This window comes from Leifsonia sp. Ger2509, assembly GCF_055231915.1.
Map to the genome: position 1 here is coordinate 1720129 of NZ_JBUYVB010000003.1, position 20677 is coordinate 1740805.

Consider the following 20677-nt stretch of genomic DNA (forward strand, 5'->3'; position numbering starts at 1 on the left):
ACCTGGTCTTCTTCCCCTTTCCTTGATTTCGCGTTAGTCTGATTAACATGAAAGTGTCGGAATCCTCCCGAAGCTACACGATGTCTGCGCGGGCCGACGCCGCCGCTGCCACTGCGGACAGGATCCTCGACGCAATGGCCGACCTTTTTTGGGAGCAGCCCTCCGACCGGATCACGCTCGAGCAGGTTGCGGTTCGCGCCGGGGTGACGGTTCAGACGGTCATCCGCCGATTCGGCAACAAAGAGCAGCTGTTCGCGGCCGCCGTTGCGCGACAGGCGGCGCAGGTCGGGGAAGCGAGGGCCGGGGTCATCCCCGGTGATGTTCCCGGAGCGGTGGCGAATCTGATGGACCACTACGAGCTGATGGGCGAGCGGGTGCTGCGGATGCTCGCTGAAGAGGATCGTGTTCCCGCGATCAGGGCGTTGGTCGAGCAAGGCCGGAAAGTTCACCGGGACTGGTGCGAACATGCGTTCGGCCCGTTCATCGAAACAAGGGACAGCGTCGCAAGCGACCGACGCATGGCCCAGTTCGTCGCGATCTGTGACGTCTACACCTGGAAGCTGCTGCGTCGTGACAGCGGACTGAGTCGTCGCCAGACTGAGCAGGCGCTCGTTGAGATGCTCGCTCCATTGACAAGGGATGTGCCCTGATGTCTGTTGTACTCGCCTATACCTCGCCTGCGATCGGGCATCTCTTTCCGCTCACTCCGGTGCTCATCGAGTTGCAGAAGAGAGGCCACCGGATCCACCTGCGCACCCTCGAAGATCGGGTCGAGCTGATGAGTTCACTCGGTTTCGAGACCCAGGCCATCGACCCCCGCATCGAGTCGGTGCCGATGCGCGACTATGTGGCCAAGGGGCCCAAAGCCGCTCTCGCACAATCCGCAGACGTCTTCGCCGAACGTGGTGTCTTCGAAGCGCCGGATCTCACCTCGGCGATCGAGCAGGTGCGTCCCGACGTCGTCATCGTCGACGTCAACAGTTGGGGCGCGGGTTTCGCCGCGGAGGCATGGGGTGGCCCCTGGGTGACGTTCGCACCATACACGCCGGCCCTCGACTCGTCGGGGACTCCGCCTTTCGGTCCGGGCCCACTCGGCACGATACGAGACGCCGTCGTTCGGAAGATCGTGTTCGGCGCCGTCGAACAGGCCATGCTGCCCCGTGTGAATTCCCTGCGGCACGACCTCGGTCTTCCCCCCGTCACTTCTGCTCAACTGCGGCCGCCGACGCAATCGAGAGGTGCCTTACGGCGGTGCCGAACGCGGATACCCCGTTCTGATCCCGCCGGCAGGGAGAACCGTCCCCGGTTCGGCCATCTCCTGTTGAGTGAGGCTCACCCCTCGCTGGCGGCGTTCTCATCGTCGGCGGATGGCGCGGCGAGGTCGGCGAGGACGAGCGCCGCCTGCGTCTCCGCGGATCGTTCGGCGACGGCGTGTCCGAGAACGCCCTGAATCCGCTCGAGCCGGTTGATGAGGGTGTTGCGGTGCAGGAAGAGGCGCTCTGCGGCCGGCGCGATCCGCATCCGGGTATCGAAGAAGATCCGGAGAGTGTTGCGCATCTCTGCCATTTCGGGGCTGTCGGCGGCCAGCTCCCGGAGTTCGTGCTCGACGAACCAGCCGGCGCGTTCCTCGTCGCGGCTGAGGAGGATCGCCAATGCCGCGTCGCCGTAGGAGGCACCGCTACCGACGCCCGAGCGTGAGGCCAACCTCAGCGCGTCGGAGGCCTCGATGAAGGTTCGCCGAAATCCGGCGGTCCCGAGATGCGGTTCGCCGAGACCGACCAGGAGCGGCGCAGGCACGTGCAGTTCCGCGACCCCGGGTGTTCGTGGCCGCCGTTCGCTGGTCGCCCAGAGGTGAACGGCGCCCGCGTTCGTTTCGTAGCGCAGCAGTCGACCGCTGCCGACAACCCGCGCGAACGCGTGCACGACGCTATCGAGGACGCGCCGTTCGACCGTCCCACCCGGTGGGACACCGATGGCGCACCCAAGATGCCACCCCGAGAGAGGGATACGGAGCAGGCGTGACGCCGACTCGACCTCCACGGGCTCCGAGATCACCAGCGATTCGATCGTGCTGCGGATGCGAACCTGCTCCGCCTGGTCGACGCGGCGGCGCTCCTCGACGATCGCATCGGTTGCTGCGCCGATCCACGCATCCATGGTTTCGCACACGGAGGTAGCAAGGGCAGGGATGACGCCGGCACCGTCGGGCCCCGCTGCGATGGCGGCGTCGATCAGCATGAGCAGCCACTCCTGCTGCACGCCTCGCATAGCGTTCGTGATGGCGGACAGCGGAATGTTCCGCCTGACGATGTCCTCCGCGAGGTCGCGATCGATCGCATCGCTCTCCGCTACCGGGCCCGGCTCGCCCGCGAGTCGCAGGATCGTCGCACTGAGCACGCGCTGGGCGAGCATGCGGATGACCGGCCACGGCGCGAGGGAGTCCTCGATCTGCTCGTGGAGGACGGATAGAGACTGTTCCGAAGCCCCGGCCACCCACCGGACCACCCCGTCACCCAGTCGGGTCCGCAACTGCTCGGCGTCGTCGACGGCGAGCGAACCCGGTTCGCCATCTCCATCCCAGTCGAGCGTGGAGATGACTTCAGCCAAGCGTTCCGCTGTAGACACGCGGTCAGCATAGACCCCCTGAGGCAGAGTGCACAGCGGCGTTCCCAACCGTGCGACACAGCGCACGATGCCCCGCGGCCGGATCTGCGGGAACGTGGAACAACCGCGAAAATCCGTGGAATCCACGCCGAGGAACGCACGGCGGCCCTCAAGAAGAAGCTCAACGTAGCCTGAGCGCCCGTCGGTCGGGGCGCTGTCGTGCACGGCGCCCCGACCGATGTCCGAAACGACACACGAACGGTTGACCCCCATGGACGAAACAATCCACAAACCCCTCACGGATCCGGCGGATACGGTGACACGAGCGTCGACACCGGCACGCTCGCCGCGGCGCTCCGCTGCACGGCTCTGGGGTGACGCGCTGGGGCGCGCCGGAACACGATCGGCGCAGCTGCTCCTGGTCGGTGCCGTCGTCGTGGCCCTGATCGTGCTGCTGACCCGCGTGTCGATCGTCACGATCCCTCTACTGCTCGCCCTCATCTTCGGCGCGGCCTTCGCGCCGTGGATGCGCTGGACACGACGGCGCGGTTGGCCGCCCGCGCTCGGGGCGACCTTCGCGCTCGTTCTTCTGCTCGCCCTCGGCGTCGGCGCTGTCGCCTTCATCGTCGGGTCGGTCAGCAACGAGGGGGCTGACCTCGCCCTCAAATCACAGGAAGGTCTGCAGCGCGTCGTAGGCTGGTCGCGATCCCTGCCGTTCTCACCCGACCAGCATCAGCTGGACGGTGTCACGAAGCAGATCACCGGCTTTGTGAGGAGTGCCGAATTCGGTTCCGGAGCCGTGAACGGAATCGGCGCGGTGTCCGAACTCGGAGCGGGCGTGGGGATGATGGCGATCATTCTCTTCTTCCTGCTCAAGGACGGCCCGAAGATGTGGGATTTCCTCATCCGGCTGTTCGAGGGCGCCGCCTACGAACGTGCGGACCGCATCCGGCGGAAGGTGGTCGACGTCTTCGGCGGCTACACGTCCTCCACCGTCGCCGCGGCACTGTTCGACGCCGTCGGAATCCTCATCGGCCTCCTCGTTCTGCAGGTCCCCTTGGCGGCACCGCTCGCGATCCTCACCTTCGTGCTCGCGTTCATCCCGATCGTCGGCGCCGTCAGCGCTGGCGCAGTCGCCGCTCTGGTCGCACTCGTGAGCAACGGCCCGCTCGATGCGGCACTCGTCGTGCTCATCGTCATCATCGTCAACCATCTCGAGGGGGCGGTCCTGAAGCCGATTCTGATGGGCAAGACCGTCAGCCTGCATCCGCTTGTCGTGCTCCTCGCGATCGCAGCCGGCACGGCCGTCGGCGGAATCGTCGGAGCCCTGATCGCAGTTCCGCTCACGGCCGCGGTCTGGGGCGTCGTGCAGGTGTGGGACGGCGAGAACCTTCCTGCACGCTGGGCGCGCCCGAAATCCCGCGCTCGGGCAGAGGTCGACGCCGACGCCGCGCTGTGATCCGGTGCGTGCGGGTGAGCAGTGAGCATCGAGCATCGAGCATCGAGCATCGACACCTCGCACTCCCGGTAGCAGCCCGACCGAGCGCCGCACGGGTAAGCCGGTCATCCGCGTGCGGCCGTAGGGTTCTCTAGAGCCTGGATTTCTTACTCGCCGCGCAGGAGCCGAGCCCCGATCAACATCCGCCCGTTGGAGGCAACACGCATGGTTGAACCCGGAAGGTATCGACACTTCAAAGGCGGTGTCTACGAAGTGGTCGGCGTTGCCACTGACTCGGAGACAGAGGCGGCCATGGTCGTTTACCGGTCGGCCGACGGGCGCCTGTGGGTCCGGAGTGCGGACATGTTCGAGGAGACTGTCCAGGTCGATGGTGTTCCCGCACCCCGATTCGCGCGGATGGGTGACGACTGAGCAGCTCGTCCATCGCGTTAGCGCGCCCCTACTTCCTCGCCAGTCGGGCCGAGCGAGAACGTGGTCGCGCGGGTTGCGCCTCTGTCTCGTCATCGGATCGATCTCGAGGCAGCGGGATGGTCGCCAGCAGTCCGAGGAAGATTGCGCCGGCGGCGGCGTAGGTGGTGATGCGGGCAGCTGTCACCATGGCTTCTTCAGCGGCTGCGCGGGCGGTCGGATTACCGTCGGCTACTGCGGCGATCCCCGGAATTGCGGCGCCGGCGGAGTCGGTGACGGCAGTGACGACCTTCTGTTGTGTTGCCGCGTCGAGGTCGCCGGCGTCGCTGAGGTTGGAAGCGGTGCTGTTGGCGAGTGTGGACACGAGGATGGTGCCGAGGATCGCGATTCCGAGCGCTGATCCGAGTTGTCGGATGGTGCTCTGCAGCCCGGATGCCTGCCCGCTTTGCCGCACGGGAACGTCGGCGAGGATGACATTGGTCAGTTGCGCGGTCGCCATCCCGACTCCGACCCCGTAGAGGAAGAGCCAGGCGGCGATCCACCACCCACTGGCCGTCTGAGTGATGGTCGAGGCCAGGCCTACGACAGCGATCACTTCGAGGAGTAGACCGACGCGAACGACCCCGCGCCGCCCCAGGCGCCGGGAGAGCTGCGCGCTCGCGCTCGAGATCAAGAAGGTCCCGATCGCCAGCGCCAGAACGACGAGTCCTGTGGTGAGTGCTGAGTAGCCGAGGGCGCCTTGGAGGTATAGCGGGAGGGCGAACAGCATCCCGAATTCGCCGAGGGCCACGATGAGCGCGGCGATGGATCCGAACCGGAAACTCCGGATTCCGAAGAGGTTGAGGTCGAGAAGGGCATGCTTGCCCGCCTTGGCCAGGCGGCGCTCGCGCACGACGAACAGCAGGAGGGCGACGATCCCGACGGCGAACGCGATCGGAATCGGCGACAACGCGAACGGCCAGCCGGTGGACGCACGGTCCGCGGTCAGCCACCACCCGTAGTGCTGTCCTTCAATCAGCGCGAAGACGATTGCGCCCATACCCACGATCGACAGGGCGACCCCACCGAGGTCGAAGCCGCGCGCAGCGGACTCCTCTTTCGTCTCGGGCACCCAGAGCAGACATCCGATGAGCACGATCACGGCGATCGGAACATTGATCAGGAATGCCCAACGCCAGCTGAAATCGGTGGCGAACCATCCGCCGACCAGAGGTCCGACGGCGGCCATTCCGCCGATCGTGGAACCCCAGATCGCGAAGGCGATGCCGCGTTCTCGACCGCTGAAGAGCGCATTCACGGTGGACAGCGTCGCCGGCAGGATCATCGCCGCGCCAACCCCTTGCAAGACACGCGAGCCGATCAGCGCGGGACCGGACCCCGACAGTGCCGCCAGGATGCTCGCTACACCGAAGATGATGATGCCGACGATCAGCAGCCTGCGACGACCGAAGAGATCGCCGATTCGTCCAACGGTGATCAGCAGCGCAGCGAACACGAGCGCGTAGACGGAGTTCACCCACTCGGCGGCGGTGGCTGTCAGGGAGATGTCCCTGATCAAGACGGGGAGCACGACGTTCACGACAGTCGCGTCCATGATGATGATCGAAACGGCGAGAGCGATGACCGGCATCGCCTTCCAACGGCGAGGGTCCGGGGATTGAATCTCGGTGCCCGAGGTGGTGTCCGTCATAGCGTCCATTCCGAGGATGTTGTCAACATGTGCGTCAGGATCATACTACGTTGCCAACGCAAGTGTCGGGAAGATGCAGACGCTGAATCGTCATCAGTGCATTGCTCGCGCTCCGCCGGGAGGGTCGTCATCTGAATTAGGCTGGGTCACGGTTCACCGGAGGGATAGCCGTGCCAAAGATTTCAGCCCCGACCGTCGCCGAGCATCGTGAGCGGCAACGCGAGAGTCTGATCGCGGCGGCCACTGAACTCCTTGTCTCCGATGGCGTCAATGCGGTCACACCCGCGGCGGTCGGCGCCGCGACCGGCCTGGCCAGGCCGAGCGTGTACCAGTATTTCGGCTCGCGGTCGGACATCCTCGCGGCGGTCATCGAGGAGTCCTTCCCTCCTTCGATCGCCGCATTGGAAGCAGCCCTCGAGGGCGCGTCCGGGCCGCACGAGGTCATGGACATCTACATTCGGGAGACGCTGCGCCAGGCCGCGGCCGGCGCTCATCGAGTCGCGTCCGCGCTGGATGCCGCGCAACTCCCTGCGGACGTTCAGACGCGACTGGCCGAGTTGCACCATATCCAAATGCTGCCGTTCCTGGCGGCGCTTCAAGAGCTGGACATCGATGACCTCTTCGTCACCGCCCAGCTCCTCGGCGGCATGGTGGAATCGGCGATGAAAGCGGTCGAGAGTGGGGCCGATCTCGATGTTGTGACCAGGCGCGCGATTGAGATCACGCGCGCCGCCGTCGCCGACGACTGAACTGCGCCGACGCGAATCACCGGCGGCGAGCCGATACACAACCTGAAGCTGGGGCCGCCCTCGTGCTGTGCACATGCCGTCGTACCGACGCTGGTGTCAGCAAATGATATGGTGAGGAAATCTTCCCAACACTTCTGTCCGCAAGGGGCTTCTTCATGTTCGTCGCCTGGCGAGATCTTCGCTTTGCTCGTGGTCGGTTCACCCTCATCGGTTCGGTGGTTCTACTCATCACTCTGCTTGTGGGCTTCCTTGGTGGTCTCACCCAAGGGCTGGCGAATGCCAACATCTCCGCAATCACTCCGTTCCAGGCCGATCGGATGGTGCTCGCTGATCCCAAAGCGGGCGCTACCCTGAATTTTTCCGACTCGCAGATCACGGGTGCCGCCGCGGAAACGTGGCAGACCGCCTCCGGCGTGGCGGTCTCCGAACCGTTGGGGATCCTCATCAGCAAGGTCACCTCCAAGGACAACCAGGAAACGGTCTCCCTCTTCGGCGTGCAGCCCTCGTTCACAACGATCTCTCCCGACCAGCAGGTTCCGCAAAGCGCGGGGACACTGGTGCTCTCGAAGCGTTCGCAGGTCGCCCTGAAGGCGAGTATCGGTGACACCGTCAAGGTCTTCGGCAGAGACTTCACCGTGGCGGCGATTTCGGGGAGCGCCGAGTTCGCCCACACGGGGGTGATCTGGATGAACATCGACGACTGGCGTTCGACCTACGCCGCCCAAACGAAGGAGAAAGCGCCGGTCGCTACCGTGTTGGCGGTCCGGGGTTCCGGCGGAACCGACTATTCGGCGATCGATGCTCGTGCCCATACGACCTCCTCCTCGGTTCTGCTGTCGTTGATGAACATCGAAAGCTTCAAGAGCGAAATCGGTTCCCTGATCATGATGCTCGGTCTGCTGCTTGGGATCTCGGTCCTGGTGATCGGTGCGTTCTTCACGATCTGGACCATGCAGCGCCACGGTGACATCGCAGTACTCAAAGCACTCGGCGCATCGACCGGGAGCCTGGTGCGTGATTCCCTCGGCCAAGCCCTGGTCCTTCTCATCATCGGGGTCGGCCTCGGGATCGGGGTGGTCGCAGCTGTCGGCGCCGCCATGCCGCCCGCCGTCCCGTTCGTCGTCAGCCCGATCACCACCATCCTGCCCGGGGCGGCGATGGTCCTGCTCGGACTGGTCGGCGCGGCGTTCGCCCTCCGCTCGGTCGTGAAAGCGGACCCGCTCACTGCCCTCAACAACCAGAACAGCTGAGAGACGCCATGATCAACCTTCACAACATCACCCTCACCTACCCTGACGGCGCAGACACACTCACGGCCATCGCCGGCGCGAACCTCGCCGTGCAGCCCGGTCAGGTCGCCGCCATCACCGGCCCGAGCGGCTCGGGTAAGTCAAGCCTGCTGGCTGTCGCCGCCACCCTGGCGACACCGCAGCGCGGAACCGTCACAATCGACGGCATCCACGTCACGTCGCTCGATCAGCGAGGCGCCGCGCGGCTCCGCCGTGAGCGGATCGGCATGGTCTTCCAGCAGTCCAACCTGCTTCCGTCGCTGACCGCTATCGAACAACTCCAGGTCATGACCCACCTCGGCGCGAGCGCACGCACTCGCCACGGCAAGGACACGCGCGCGAAGGCAGCGGAACTCCTCGCGGCCGTCGGTCTGGAAGGCAAGGAAGGCAAACGGCCAAGCGCTCTCTCCGGCGGCCAACGCCAGCGGATCAACATCGCCCGAGCACTGATGAACGACCCGTCCGTGCTGATCGTCGACGAGCCGACCAGCGCTCTCGATCAGGAGCGCGGTGCAGCCATCATCGACTTGATCATCGAAATGACCGCGCAGCGCAATACGGCAACCCTTCTGGTCACCCATGACCGCTCCCACCTCGCGCGCATGGATCAGGTCCACACCATGATCGACGGCATCCTCGCCGACGCATCGGAAGCAGCACTCGTCACCGCCTAGACCTGGTCAAGCAACCAACAAGCACCCGCTGAGAAGGCTCGACGTATCCCGCGCGTCGGGCCTTCTCGTGTCACCTGGCCCATGGATCAACCAGGAGCTTCACGGCACGAGCCGGTGGTACAAGAGCGAGCTGGAGGCAACGGCTCGCTTGCACCGCATCCTTGCGAGTGGCCTTGCTTTCGGTCCAGGACGGGCGGACACTACAGACGAACGGAGGGGTGAGTGCTCAGTCGACCGAGGGGGACGGGGACCGACGTCAAAGGTCATCCGGGGCTGCGGGCTGCGACTATCGTCGCCGCGGTGGCGGCGATAGTGACGTTGGGGACCGGCGTTCCGGGGAGCGAGGCAGCCATCCCCGTGTCGTGGCCACAGTTCGGGGACGGGCCGGGCCACCCGGGTGTGAACCTCTCGGAGACGGCGATTGGGCCGGCGACGGTTGGTGCGCTACAGCACGCGTTCACGGCCACGCTGCCTGGCGTCGCTGACAGTCCGCCTGTGGAACTGTCCGGGGTTGCTACTGCGCGCGGGTCGAAGGATCTGCTCTTCACGACAACGAAGAACGGCTGGATCGTGGCCGTGGATGCGATGACCGGTGCGATCGTCTGGTCGCATCAGAACGGGCCCGGCGGCTGCACGATCAACAACGCCGGGCAGCCTTGCTATACCACTTCGTCACCCGCGATCGACCCGAATGGAACGGATGTGTATTCGTATGGCCTCGACGGGCGGGTACACAAGTATGCGGTGGGTACCGGCGCCGAGGTGGTGGACGCGTCCTGGCCCGAGCTGGCGACCCGGAAGCCGTTCGATGAGAAGAGCTCGCCTGCGCTGACTGTTGCGACGGTGGGCGGGGTTTCGTATCTCTACGTCGCCAACGGCGGATATCCGGGCGACCGGGGCGACTATCAGGGGCATGTGACGACAATCGACTTGGCGACCGGCGCCCAGACCGTGTTCAATACGCTGTGCAGCAATGAGACGATCCATTTCACGCTGACGCCGGCCACCGATTGTCCGCAGGTTCAGTCCGCGGTTTGGGCTCGGCCCAGTGTGGACTATGACGCGGCGACCGGTCTGGTCTATTTCGCCACGGGCAACGGCCTCTTCGATGGTGTCCACAATTGGGGTGACACCGTGGTGGCCATCAACGCGAACGGTACCGGCGCCGGCGGGAAACCCGTCGACACGTATACCCCGACCGACCAGGCGACGTTGAACGCTGATGACCTGGACATTGGAAGTACCTCCCCGGCGATCGTCACAGCCCCGGCGGGGTCGTCGGTGCGGAACCTCGGAGTGCAGGGCGGCAAGGACGCGAAGCTGCGGTTACTGAACCTGAGTGACCTGAGCAGGCAGGGCGGTCCCGGGCACGTCGGCGGCGAGCTGCAAACGCTCCCGGTCCCGCAGGGCGGGATGGTGTTCACCCAACCGGCCGCCTGGGTCGACCCGTCCGATGGTTCGTCCTGGGTGCTGGTCGCGACCGGAAACGGTATCTCCGGTTTGAAGGTGACTGCCACCGCTGGCGGGAGCCCCCGGCTGGTGCCGGTGTGGACGGATGCCCTGGGTGGCACCTCACCGATCGTCGCGAACGGTGTCGCCTTCTACCTCACCAACGCCGGGGCCCGCGCACTCGACCCCGCCACCGGCCACGTGCTGTGGTCGGACAGCTCCGGAACAGTGGGGCTCCACTGGCAGAGCCCGATCGTTGTCAACGGGCACCTTTACTACTCCGACGGCAATGGCGGCCTTCGCGCGTTCGCCCTTCCACCGTCGACCCAGAATGTCGTGCGGCTCGCCGGCGTCGACCGGTATGGGACAAGCGCGGCCATCTCGGCGGCGACCTATAAGTCCGGCGTGCCCGTAGCCTATGTGACCTCCGGTCTCACCTACCCAGATGCGCTCTCCGGTGGGCCCGCGGCAGCCCGCGGCCGAGGGTCGCTCCTGCTCGTGGACCCGAAAGCGATCCCGGCGTCAATATCCGCCGAGCTCCGTCGACTCTCCCCCGGCCGGATCGTCGTGCTCGGCGGCACCGGGGCAGTCAGCGCAGCGGTCGCCAGGACGCTCCAAACGTACACGACGGGCACGGTCACCCGCCTTGCGGGCCCCGACCGCTACGCCACGAGCGCCGCGATCTCAGCCGCGACAGTACCGGCCCCCTCCCCCGTCGTCTACATCGCTGCGGGAGACAACTTCCCTGACGCGATCTCGGCAGGCTCACTGGGCGGCGGCGCGGCCGCGGGGCCGCTGCTCCTCGTTGAGAACGGCGTGATCCCACCAGTGATCGGCGCAGAGCTGACCCGCCTCCATGCCGGGAAGATCGTGATCGTCGGGGGCACAGCATCCGTGAGCGCCGCCGTCGCTCAACAACTGAAGAACTACACGACTGGGACGGTGACGCGACTCGCCGGCTCTGACCGTTATGCGACGAGCGCGGCCGTCTCAGCTACCTTTCCCGCCTCCACAAGCCGCGCCTACATCGCGTCCGGGACCGCATTCCCCGACGCTCTCTCGGCCGCGACAGCAGCCGGACCCAATCATTCACCGATTCTCCTGGTCGCTCCTGACGCGATCCCTACCTCCGTCGCGGCCGAATTGACCAGATTGAAACCCAGCTCCATCGTCATCGTCGGAGGCAGCGGAGCGGTCAGCCAATCCGTACAGACGGCGCTAGCCAACTACGCGCCCTGACGAGCTACGACGCGCCGAACACACGGTACTTCGACTTCACCTCTTGACCCGTCGTCAGGTTGTGGACCGTCTTCAAGGGCTTTCCGAGGTTCTGGTCGGGCGGCACCTCGATCCAATCGCCTTCGTCGATCGCCCCGATGATCTCGTGCCCTCGCATCTCGAATCCGTAGACCTCCGGATCGCCTTTGCCGGTGTTCACGCTCAGTCGGAAGGAGAGCTGCACCATCGACGCCGGCTTCCCCCGCCAGGGGACCACTTGCTGGCGAATGTGCGCAGCGACCCCGACGAGCGAGTAGCTGGACCTAGGTCGGTGGGGCGGCGCGGCGGATGGAGGGGTCGGCATCCCCGACGGCCGGCTTGGTGCCGGCGCTGCAGGTGCCCTGCCGGGTGCCTGTTCAGTCGTGCTCGGTGGGCGTTGGCCGAGGGCCACGAGCGCAGCGGCGTGCTGTGGGTTCACCTGCAGCGCGCGTTGGAACCAGGCGCTCGCACTCGCCTGATCGCCCTCGCGCTGACTCACAGCACCTAGGTAGTACAGCGCGTTCGAGTTGCCGGGATCCATGGCCGCCACCTCGTTCAGCGCTTGCCGTGCGCCGACGTTGTTCCCCTCCTGGAACATGGTGACGCCGAGGCCGTAGACGGCGGCTGATCTCGTACTCATATCGGGGGATGCATCCCGCGCCAACTCGTAGCGACGGCGTGCCTGCGCCAAGTCACCAGCCCGAAAAGCCGCGTTCGCGTCGGCGAGTGTCTGGTCGGGCGTAGCAGCGGAGGTCGGGTCGGGATGTTGTCCGCGTTGTTCCCCTTCCTTGATCTTCCGCTCCATCCCGGCTTGGAGGGACGCCGGGTTGACGGATGCCCCTGCACGCTTGCCCGGATCCCACCTGTTGTTCGGCATATGAAAACCCTCGTTTTCGAGTCCTAGTGATGAACGGCCCCGGTGGCGAGTTCGCCGCCGTCGGGGTTCTCTGGAGGCGGCTGCTCCGGAACGGTGGCTTCCGGCTGGTTCGCCGCCGGAGTCGCGGATGGATCGAGCGGGTCCAGCTGCTGGCCGTCAGCGGATTGGTAGACGTGCGTCCCAGCGTTGGAGCTGTACCCTCCATCGCCGGTAGCGGCCGGGGGCCCGTCATTCGTCGAAGGGTCCAAACGTGCCCCATCGTCCTGGTGAACCGGGTGAACCGCGGGGGCTGTTTGCGCCGGGTCGACTCTGACGTAGTCGGTGTTGTCCGGCGTCCACACCGTGAGGTTTTGCAGGATGTCGATATCGGTAGGATCCACTCCGCCAGGAGAGCCCTCAGGATGTGAGGGGTCGAGTGCGTTGGCGTATGACGGCTGTCCATCACCGTGTGGTGGTGTGGATGCGACATCTCGACCGAGATCGGCATGGGTGGAGTCGCCTGTCGCTGCTGTGTCGTCTAAGTCCAGTGGAGGGAGGACACCCGCGGTCGCGTCTTGGTCCAGCCGGACGTCGGAGGGTTCGCCCACATTCGGGTGTTCGCCCGGCCCGACGTGGGAGGGTTCGCCCGCATTCGTGTCGGTGATCGGAACCTCGATGAGGGGCGACGTGGATGCGACCGGCAGTCGGGCAGGGCCGAACAGCCCCCCGCCACCGAAGACGTCGAAGATCTCGCCCGGCGCGATCGCCTCATGCTGGAACAGTGGATGCGCCTCCCCGCCGTCAACCTGGTAATAGCCCTCGTAGGACGGGAAATCGTCGACAACGCCTTCGAATGAGATCGTGCCCTTTGTCAGATTGATGGCGACGGTGCCCTGAAGATCCATGCGCGGCACTCCCGGAACCAACGGATTGCCGCGGTCCATGTTCACGTCGACCACGAGCACCGAGTCTCCCGGGTCGTGAGGCGCCTGCAGATCGTGCACCCCGGCAATCGGGTCGCCAATCACCGCGCCTTCACGCGGTGCCATGAAGCCGGTGTCATCCACTCGGGAAGTCGAGTCGGGACGCTCCACGGTCCCTATCGCCGTGCGCAAGACCGCCCCCGTCGCCCCATCGAGTTCGAATGTCGTGCTGCTGGGCGGATTGACGCGCTCGAATTGAGGATGGTCGGAGAACGGCTCGCGGATCACCAGCTCGACATGAGCGCGCGCGGTCGCGTTCGGATCAGCACTGAAGCCGCGGCTGTCGGTCGCGAAGAACCCCGCCGGTGACTGAAGCATGTACTGGCCTGGATGACCGGGCCGCGGTTGCGTGTGGCCAGGGATGTGGCCCGGGATGAACGCGTTGACCCAGATTCGGATCTCATGAACGTCGGGCATGAGCCACCCCCAATGCGGGCGCCCGATGGAAGACGCAGCACGATCGGGCATTGGCAGTCATATCATACGGTGGGCGCGTGCGCAAGAACCCCTGCATCGCACCCTACCGGCAAATCGCAGCGTTGCTCGCGGGTGCGCGTAATGACGATACGCAGGGTGCCCGGTCGGTATCTGGATCGTGGAGCAGTGGGTCTTTGGCCCGGGAATGGAGCACCTGCGAACTCCGAGGAGCGTCACCGGACGGTTCGGGTCGGCCGTCAAGAAATTGCAGTATTTGTGAAGTGCGCCCGGAGGGATTCGAACTCTAATCGGAGGCCCCGAGATCTAGCCAAAAGGCTGAAAATCCCTTGAGTCTCCGCGGATTTCGAGTGCGCTGTGATCTCACAAGATCTCCCGTGTTCCCACACAGTTGTGGGGTTTTTGTGTGGGAAGGGCGCGGCTCAGAACACGGTGTGCAACTGACAGAGGCCCGCCTATGACAGTGGGTCCTTCGCTGGCACCATCGGTGTTGAGATCAACTTGCCCACGAGGTCGCACCAACGACAACTATCAAACTAGATCGGCCACCAGCTGCCCTAAGAAGGTCAGCCAGTCGAGCAATCACCAAGATCTTCAGCGGTCCCATCCCGCATTCTCTGTGCTCACGGCGGTACCTAAAATAGATCGTTCTCTCGCACTCTGTGCTTCACTCGACCGACGTCTCGAACCGAGATCCACGGTGTGGTCGATGCTGGAAAGAGGGGTCGGAGGACACTCCGCTCAATCAGGACTGTCAGGTTGTTGTCAACCCACCCGACGAACTGGCCGATGGTCACGCCGCGTCTGCGCCAGATCGCAATCGTCACAAGCCATGCGACCCAACTCAACGGAATGACAATCCACAGCAACAATCCGCGAATCGATAGAAGCAGGAGACCGGTCAATAGACCCATTGGCTCACGGTTCATCGAAGGCCTCCAACTACGTCGCTAAGCTCGGTCCCAAACTGCAGAACTTGGAAGAAAAAGTCTCCTTCGAATGCGCCCGGGCTCTCGGTCACATACTGTCTCTGTTGGATCATTCTGCGTTACGTCAGGCCCGAACCTCTCGACTCATTGGTCTAGGGGTTCAATCCTCGGTTGAGTGTAAGCGCAAGGCTCGTTGGACGATCTGGCAACAATCGTCGTGCAGGCTTCGCCGTGAAGCCCGGGCGCCCCAATCGAAAACGAATGTCTCAAGAATCCTTTTGTAAATGAGAGCTTCCGATTGCCCTTGCGATGCCAGGAGGAGCAGTTCCGATGCAACGGAGTCGTACTCGTCATCGTTTTCTGGTATTCGGGGTCCTACACCGATCGGGTCAATCCCCCAGATGATGTCTACTACGTCGCTAAATCGAGCTTTATTCGCCATTCGCCCCACGGATCAATGATTCGCCGTCCGACTCAGATTGTTCCGATCGAGGACCCAACCGCCGACTCATTTCGGCTCTGATGGTTTCAACGGTTCTTGGAAGGGCCGGATAGAGGCCGCCTAAGAGATCGCTACTCGGAATCAGTGTGAACTCAAAGCTCGCAACGCCGTCCCGCGCGCTCACCTCGAGTCCGGCGAATGGCCGTCCGGCGTCGTACAGCGTCCCCCTCGAAATCGAGGTGATCCGAGACGCGTTCACCGAAAGCACCTCGCGTGGCGTTTCCTTACCCGCCCAGATGCTGAGACTTCGATTTGCGATCAGCACGCTCAGCCATAATCCCGCGGGAGGCTGCGCCTCGTCTGACGATTGCAGGGACTGCGCTTCGACGGTGTCCATGAGGTCTTGCGTTCGGCGAACAGTAATCACCAGTCCATCCGGATGCGCGTTCAACAGGTGCCGGCGCCGAAGCACGTTCGGTCGCACCATCGCCCAGACGACGAACGCAACCACCACAACAACCAGCGTCGAGGTCACCAAGCCAATAGTGACCTCCGTCGAAGGACCGAGCGGAGAATTCTGGATGCGGCCAACAACGACGCCAACCATGAAGACCAGCCAGACAACCATGAAAAGCAGGGCGCCGATCCAACGCCCCTTAGGCAGTTTTGACATAAGAATTGTTCAACCCGTCGCGTAGGCCTAGAGCTTGTCTACACAGTAGACGGCAGTCGCAATACTGATTCCAAGCGAGAGCCCGACCACCGCGCCAGCGGGGGCTCGACCGATTGCCCACGGTACCGGGCGCCTGTACCACGGGAGCATCACCGGTTCGCCGACCCATCGTTCGCCGTCGTAGTACAGCCACTCATTCGAAGGCGGAGGGAACCGATAGAAGCTCGCGATGGGCTTCTCGGGAATCGGAGGCAAACGGCGTGAAATGTCTCCAGGAGTGTCACCGCTCAAAGTCATCATGGCTTTTTTGGTTCGCCCCTCGTCAACATGTAAGTGGCGAGCACGGCCGGGAGTGTGGTCCCGCCGACGATGATCCAACTCGGCGCGACGATCCCAATGCCGGCCAAAACCGCAGCCGTGGCGCCAAATCCGGCTGCAATGCAATAGAGTCCGACAACCATCCAACGTGAATATTTCATCAGCGCGGTATCAGCCATTCTGGTATTCCCCAAAGGCCCCGTTGCCCAACCGGTCGAGTCGGAAAGACCATGAGAGCCTCCCTTACAGGTCGCCCGTGCAACAGGCACGTCGGAGCGATCCTAGACATAGAACGCGGCATCGACACTTGATGTGAAAACAGACGGAAATCAATAGCCCGCGTAATCACGCGGAACCGTCAAGGGGCGCGTAACCCTAACTGGGGTAGATTAACGCGCCGAAATCCTGTCTGCGTCACCGTTCAGGACGGGTCGAACGGACTCGAAACTGAACAACCCGAGACCACCGGGGTCGATGAGGAGGCAGGCTCCCGGCCCAGTGGCTTGGACGTCAGCGTCACAGTGTTGCTGTTCCGCCATCGGACCTGCGATCGTCTGACCCCGCTTAGTCGTGAGGGACCCCGCGCCTCGCCCGCTCGGAAACGGAACTCGCAGGGTCGGCCGGCGGTCGGCGCGAAAGCGAAGCGTGCCTCCTTAGCGCACCCGTCCGAACCGTCCCACCCCGGACCGGCAGCGTCAACGGATTGTCGGCTTCGACCGCCGGCAACAAATGAGGGAACGAACGAAGGTGACGGGAACCTCATTGGCTAGATATCGAAACCCTATGAGTAAACGACCGCTGATGGACGGATCCAGGGAGAAGAGAGAAACGGAGGGTGGAAAGGCGAACGAAAGGGATGAAGGAAGTTAATGAACGAAAGGGATGAAGGAAGGTAATGCACGCAGGCACTCCGAAGGAGGAGTCTCAAAACGGCCAGGACACCAGAGTTCGACGTAAACCCGGTTGCGCCCGTTTAGGGGTCCCTTACCGCGCCTACGAGTGTCTCGTAACGGAAGTGTGCCGAACCCATGAGATGAGAGACCACACCAAACGCGAACGGCCGAGCTGTCGGCCATCACCCTCGTGCAGTTCCAACATCAAGGACGGCGTAGGACCGGCCTTTGAGCCGGTTCGCGGAAGAATCGCCGCCTGTGTCCGCGTGGGCCCGCTGTTCGCCTGGTAGAGCGTCGCTGTAGTCGGGGCGCGACGTGCAATTCGATAGAATCCGGCAATGCCCAGCCCTCGCCCACTCGGTGACTACTTGCGAGCTCGTCGTGAGCTCTTACAACCCGCCGACGTTGGGCTTGCTCAGGGCCCGGGGCTGCGAAGAGTGGCCGGTCTGCGTCGTGCTGAAGTAGCGGCCGCTGCCGGGATCAGCACCGAGTACTACGTCAAACTCGAGCAGGGTCAGGAGACGCACCCCACTGACGAAGTGCTCGACTCGCTGTCCCGAGCGCTGAGGCTGGACGCCACCGCGACCTCGTATCTGCGCGCGCTCGCTCGTCTGGAGAAGAAGGCCAGTCAGCCAACGGCCCCGCCGAGAGTCGAGCGTTCTCGCTGGCTTATCGATTCTTGGTCGATGACTGCAGCAATGATTCTTGACGGCCACTGGGACATCGTCGCGACAAATCCGTTGATGTCTCGTCTGATCCCCGCGTACCAGACGGGGCGCAATGCGGTCACCGTGCTCTTGCTCGACCCTGACGTGCGCGAACTCTACCCGGATTGGGAGGGTTTGAGCCTGCGCTCGATCGCCCTCTTCCGTTCACGGGCGGGCCTCGGCGCAGACGACGCGCGAACCCAGGAACTGATCGCCCAACTGACGCGGGACAGCGCCCGATTCAGGGAGTTGTGGCACCGCCACGACATCGCCGGATTGGCAGAGGGCACACATCCACTGAGCCATCCTGCGGCGGGAGTCCTGGAACTCCATTTTGCCCAGCTTCCGCTTGTCGGCACAAAGGACCACTCGATCTTCCTGTATTACACCGAGCCAGGGTCGCGCTCTGAAAGCGCATTCGTTGAACTCGCGTCAGGGAGGTAGCGACAGTACTAGGCATGACTCGGGCACGCGCGGAGCAAGCAACGAGCCTTAGTCTCGGCCTATGGAGCTAGGACTCGCCGGAAAGGTGGCTGTCGTCACCGGGGCAAGCAAGGGCATTGGTCTCGCGATAACCCAAGGGCTTGTGGCCGAAGGCGCGAGGGTTGTCGCGGGTGCGCGCTCATCATCGCCTGAGCTGGACGCACTCGTCGCAGCGGGTGCCGTTTTGTTCGAAAGCGTCGACCTCTCAACACCGGATGCACCGGCGCGACTTATCGCACGGTCGACCGAGTTGGGCGGACTGGACATCCTGGTCAACAATGTTGGAGCGGTCACCTTCCGCTTCGACGGATTCTTGGCCATCACCGACGAGCAGTGGCTCGGCACCATCAACCTCAGCTTCCTTGCCGCTGTGCGCACGACGCGAGCGGCCATCCCTGCTCTCATCGAGCGAGGCGGGGGCAACGTGGTGACAATCGGATCGGTCAACGCCTTCCTTCCCGACCCGCCTGTGGTCGACTACTCCGCGGCAAAAGCCGCCGTCTGGAACCTCTCGAAGGCGCTCTCGAAGGAATTCGGAGCTCAGAACATCCGCTTCAACACCATCAGCCCGGGGCCCGTCGCCACCCAGCTCTGGCTCGGTGAGAACGGCGTGGCCGCAACAGCCGCGAAGAACATGGGCGTCGACTTCGATACGGCGCGCGACCGCGTCGTCGCCAGCCAGGGAGGATTCTCCACCGGCCGATTCACCCAACCTTCCGAGGTCGCGGACCTCGCCCTGATCCTTGCCAGCAACCGTGCCGGCAACGTCACCGGAGCCGACTTCCTCATCGACGGCGGACTCATCAAGACCCTCTGACTCATCCAGAACCCAACAAGGAGCACACATGACCAAGAACGTCGTTTTCATCCACGGACTGTGGATCCACTCCAGCGCCTGGAAACCGTGGCAAGACCTCTTCGAGCAGAACGGTTACACAACCGTGGCGCCCGGCTGGCCCGGCGATCTCGACACCGTCGAAGCGACGCGAGCGAACCCGGAAGGGCTCAACAATCAGGGGATCGCCGAGATCTGTCACCACTATGCCGACTTCATCGAGAAGTTCGACGAGAAGCCGATCGTCGTGGGTCACTCCTTCGGTGGCCTCATCGCCCAAGAGCTGCTTGCCAACGACCTTGTAGCCGCGGCAATTGCAATCGACCCGGCCCCGATCAAAGGCGTGAAGGTGCTGCCCTTCGCGCAGCTGAAGTCCGGGTTCCCAGTGCTCGGCAATCCTGCCAACAAGTCACGAACAGTGTCCCTGAACGAGAAGCAATTCAAGTACGCCTTCGGCAACGTGCTGAGCCAGGAGGAATCAGACGCGCTACACGCGGCCTGGACCATCCCGGGGCCCGGACGCCCGCTGTTCGAGGACGCAACGGCCAACTTCGTGCGCAATTCGCCTGCAGCGGTGGACACGCACACAGCAGTCCGCGGACCACTCCTCCTGACATCAGGGACGGAAGATCACACGGTCCCCCAGGCCGTGACGGTCGCCGTCGCGAAGCTTTACTCCGACAACACCTCCTCCGAGACGGACTACCACGAGTTCGAAGGGAAAGGTCACTCCCTCACGTTGGACGCCGGCTGGAAGGACGTTGCGAACGTCGTGCTGGAGTGGCTCGACGCCAAGGGATTCCAATCGAAGTGACCCGAAGGGTGTGAGAAGTGATGGGAGAGAGACAGTGCCTGTAAACGCAGTCGACGGCGACGCCGAACGATTCTTGGAGAAATGCCACCACGCCCTCCACCAGCACACAAGTGGCAACCCGGGACCATTCCTCGACCTCTGGTCGCGCGCCGATGACGTTTCACTCATGGGCGGAGTGGGAGGCCACCAGGTCGGTATCGAGGCGGTCACCGAGCTGCTCACAGCGGCAGCCAAGACACTCAACTACGAGACCTGGGAGGCCGAGACGCTCGCGTCCAGCTTCGGCCCCGAGCTTGGTTTCACCGTGGAACTCGAACACCTGACCCGAACCGTAGGAATCGAAACCGAGGAGATGAGCCTCCGAGCAACGACGGTATACCGACGCGAGAAAGGCGAATGGAAGGTGATCCACCGCCACGGCGACTCCCTCATGACGGTCGAGATAGACCCGAACGGGCGTCGCTGAGGTTGAAAGCAGTCGCCACATCCAACCGATTCGGGCGCGAATGACCGAAGCACCCGCAGCGGGACCTCCGCTCAGATGCCCATCGTCGTGCGGTTCTGAGCCGGAGCCTCGCGTCCGGTAACGGATGGTGGAACGCGCCGGTACAGCGAGTAGGAAGTCAGACGGCTTCGGCTGGATCCGACCTGCAGAAGGACGGCGTCAACCTCGCGGGAATCGGATTGGTCCTCGACCTCCAGGACGAGATCGACACGCTACGGAAAGAGA

18 protein-coding genes are annotated in these 20677 nt (G+C 64.0%); 12 read left to right on the forward strand and 6 right to left on the reverse strand.

The genetic code is table 11. The features are described from left to right. Nucleotides 1–47: 47 nt before the first annotated feature. On the forward strand, nt 48–650 hold the full coding sequence (locus tag ACV7NN_RS08490) for a TetR/AcrR family transcriptional regulator (RefSeq protein ID WP_463349134.1): 603 nt from the start codon (nt 48–50) through the stop codon (nt 648–650). Continuing rightward, nucleotides 650–1450: a glycosyltransferase family protein gene (locus ACV7NN_RS08495; protein WP_463349135.1), complete on the forward strand. Its 801-nt coding sequence runs from the start codon at nt 650–652 to the stop codon at nt 1448–1450. Before ACV7NN_RS08490 ends, ACV7NN_RS08495 begins: the two co-directional genes overlap by 1 nt. Here ACV7NN_RS08495 and ACV7NN_RS08500 read toward each other — a convergent pair. Continuing rightward, the gene (locus ACV7NN_RS08500; RefSeq protein ID WP_463349136.1) at nt 1333–2625 is read right to left on the reverse strand and encodes a PucR family transcriptional regulator; all 1293 of its coding nucleotides are present in this window, start codon (nt 2623–2625) and stop codon (nt 1333–1335) included. The genes ACV7NN_RS08495 and ACV7NN_RS08500 overlap by 118 nt on opposite strands. A gap of 250 nt (nt 2626–2875) precedes the next feature. On the opposite strand from ACV7NN_RS08500, the gene ACV7NN_RS08505 reads away from it, so the two are divergent. Next, nucleotides 2876–4063 carry an AI-2E family transporter gene (locus ACV7NN_RS08505; protein ID WP_463349137.1) on the forward strand — a complete coding sequence of 396 codons (1188 nt, stop codon included), beginning with the start codon at nt 2876–2878 and terminating at the stop codon, nt 4061–4063. A 204-nt stretch (nt 4064–4267) separates the two neighbouring features. Beyond that, entirely contained in the window at nt 4268–4474 is a 207-nt protein-coding gene (locus tag ACV7NN_RS08510) for a DUF1653 domain-containing protein (RefSeq protein ID WP_463349138.1), read from the forward strand. 28 nt (nt 4475–4502) lie between these two features. Here ACV7NN_RS08510 and ACV7NN_RS08515 read toward each other — a convergent pair whose 3' ends face one another. After that, nucleotides 4503–6161 carry an MFS transporter gene (locus ACV7NN_RS08515; protein WP_463349139.1) on the reverse strand — a complete coding sequence of 553 codons (1659 nt, stop codon included), beginning with the start codon at nt 6159–6161 and terminating at the stop codon, nt 4503–4505. Nucleotides 6162–6331: 170 nt separating this feature from the next. Between ACV7NN_RS08515 and ACV7NN_RS08520 the strand changes: the two genes are divergently transcribed. From ACV7NN_RS08520 to ACV7NN_RS08535, 4 genes are all read left to right on the forward strand, one after another. Then, nucleotides 6332–6910: a TetR/AcrR family transcriptional regulator gene (locus ACV7NN_RS08520; RefSeq protein ID WP_463349140.1), complete on the forward strand. Its 579-nt coding sequence runs from the start codon at nt 6332–6334 to the stop codon at nt 6908–6910. A 215-nt stretch (nt 6911–7125) separates the two neighbouring features. Beyond that, the gene (locus tag ACV7NN_RS08525; protein WP_463349141.1) at nt 7126–8160 is read left to right on the forward strand and encodes an ABC transporter permease; all 1035 of its coding nucleotides are present in this window, start codon (nt 7126–7128) and stop codon (nt 8158–8160) included. 8 nt (nt 8161–8168) lie between these two features. Beyond that, the gene (locus ACV7NN_RS08530) at nt 8169–8873 is read left to right on the forward strand and encodes an ABC transporter ATP-binding protein (protein ID WP_463349142.1); all 705 of its coding nucleotides are present in this window, start codon (nt 8169–8171) and stop codon (nt 8871–8873) included. 399 nt (nt 8874–9272) lie between these two features. Then, on the forward strand, nt 9273–11561 hold the full coding sequence (locus ACV7NN_RS08535; protein WP_463351266.1) for a cell wall-binding repeat-containing protein: 2289 nt from the start codon (nt 9273–9275) through the stop codon (nt 11559–11561). A 4-nt stretch (nt 11562–11565) separates the two neighbouring features. On the opposite strand, the gene ACV7NN_RS08540 is transcribed toward ACV7NN_RS08535, so the two are convergent. The 4 genes from ACV7NN_RS08540 to ACV7NN_RS08555 all read right to left on the reverse strand — a co-directional run bounded on the left by ACV7NN_RS08540 (nt 11566) and on the right by ACV7NN_RS08555 (nt 16394). After that, on the reverse strand, nt 11566–12456 hold the full coding sequence (locus ACV7NN_RS08540; RefSeq protein ID WP_463349143.1) for a tetratricopeptide repeat protein: 891 nt from the start codon (nt 12454–12456) through the stop codon (nt 11566–11568). Nucleotides 12457–12479: 23 nt separating this feature from the next. Then, nucleotides 12480–13646: a DUF3238 domain-containing protein gene (locus ACV7NN_RS08545; RefSeq protein ID WP_463349144.1), complete on the reverse strand. Its 1167-nt coding sequence runs from the start codon at nt 13644–13646 to the stop codon at nt 12480–12482. 1567 nt (nt 13647–15213) lie between these two features. Beyond that, entirely contained in the window at nt 15214–15897 is a 684-nt protein-coding gene (locus ACV7NN_RS08550; RefSeq protein ID WP_463349145.1) for a hypothetical protein, read from the reverse strand. A gap of 296 nt (nt 15898–16193) precedes the next feature. Next, a complete protein-coding gene (locus ACV7NN_RS08555) occupies nt 16194–16394 on the reverse strand; it encodes a hypothetical protein (RefSeq protein ID WP_463349146.1) in 201 nt (66 codons plus the stop codon). A 1052-nt stretch (nt 16395–17446) separates the two neighbouring features. Here ACV7NN_RS08555 and ACV7NN_RS08560 point away from each other — a divergent pair. The 4 genes from ACV7NN_RS08560 to ACV7NN_RS08575 all read left to right on the forward strand — a co-directional run bounded on the left by ACV7NN_RS08560 (nt 17447) and on the right by ACV7NN_RS08575 (nt 20413). Next, a complete protein-coding gene (locus ACV7NN_RS08560) occupies nt 17447–18259 on the forward strand; it encodes a helix-turn-helix domain-containing protein (protein WP_463349147.1) in 813 nt (270 codons plus the stop codon). 61 nt (nt 18260–18320) lie between these two features. Next, a complete protein-coding gene (locus ACV7NN_RS08565) occupies nt 18321–19115 on the forward strand; it encodes an SDR family NAD(P)-dependent oxidoreductase (protein ID WP_463349148.1) in 795 nt (264 codons plus the stop codon). A gap of 28 nt (nt 19116–19143) precedes the next feature. Then, nucleotides 19144–19947 carry an alpha/beta hydrolase gene (locus ACV7NN_RS08570; RefSeq protein WP_463349149.1) on the forward strand — a complete coding sequence of 268 codons (804 nt, stop codon included), beginning with the start codon at nt 19144–19146 and terminating at the stop codon, nt 19945–19947. 10 nt (nt 19948–19957) lie between these two features. Then, complete coding sequence (locus tag ACV7NN_RS08575; RefSeq protein ID WP_463349150.1) at nt 19958–20413, forward strand: YybH family protein; 456 nt, start codon at nt 19958–19960, stop codon at nt 20411–20413. The last annotated feature ends 264 nt before the right edge of the window (nt 20414–20677 follow it).

What these genes read in the sequence shown, in the direction of transcription:
- ACV7NN_RS08490 (WP_463349134.1), top strand. Translation starts at nt 48, where the DNA reads ATGAAAGTGTCGGAATCCTCCCGAAGCTACACGATGTCTGCGCGGGCC.
- ACV7NN_RS08495 (WP_463349135.1), top strand. Translation starts at nt 650, where the DNA reads ATGTCTGTTGTACTCGCCTATACCTCGCCTGCGATCGGGCATCTCTTT.
- ACV7NN_RS08505 (WP_463349137.1), top strand. Translation starts at nt 2,876, where the DNA reads ATGGACGAAACAATCCACAAACCCCTCACGGATCCGGCGGATACGGTG.
- ACV7NN_RS08510 (WP_463349138.1), top strand. Translation starts at nt 4,268, where the DNA reads ATGGTTGAACCCGGAAGGTATCGACACTTCAAAGGCGGTGTCTACGAA.
- ACV7NN_RS08515 (WP_463349139.1), bottom strand. Translation starts at nt 6,161, where the DNA reads ATGACGGACACCACCTCGGGCACCGAGATTCAATCCCCGGACCCTCGC.
- ACV7NN_RS08530 (WP_463349142.1), top strand. Translation starts at nt 8,169, where the DNA reads ATGATCAACCTTCACAACATCACCCTCACCTACCCTGACGGCGCAGAC.
- ACV7NN_RS08540 (WP_463349143.1), bottom strand. Translation starts at nt 12,456, where the DNA reads ATGCCGAACAACAGGTGGGATCCGGGCAAGCGTGCAGGGGCATCCGTC.
- ACV7NN_RS08550 (WP_463349145.1), bottom strand. Translation starts at nt 15,897, where the DNA reads ATGTCAAAACTGCCTAAGGGGCGTTGGATCGGCGCCCTGCTTTTCATG.
- ACV7NN_RS08555 (WP_463349146.1), bottom strand. Translation starts at nt 16,394, where the DNA reads ATGGCTGATACCGCGCTGATGAAATATTCACGTTGGATGGTTGTCGGA.
- ACV7NN_RS08560 (WP_463349147.1), top strand. Translation starts at nt 17,447, where the DNA reads ATGCCCAGCCCTCGCCCACTCGGTGACTACTTGCGAGCTCGTCGTGAG.
- ACV7NN_RS08565 (WP_463349148.1), top strand. Translation starts at nt 18,321, where the DNA reads ATGGAGCTAGGACTCGCCGGAAAGGTGGCTGTCGTCACCGGGGCAAGC.
- ACV7NN_RS08570 (WP_463349149.1), top strand. Translation starts at nt 19,144, where the DNA reads ATGACCAAGAACGTCGTTTTCATCCACGGACTGTGGATCCACTCCAGC.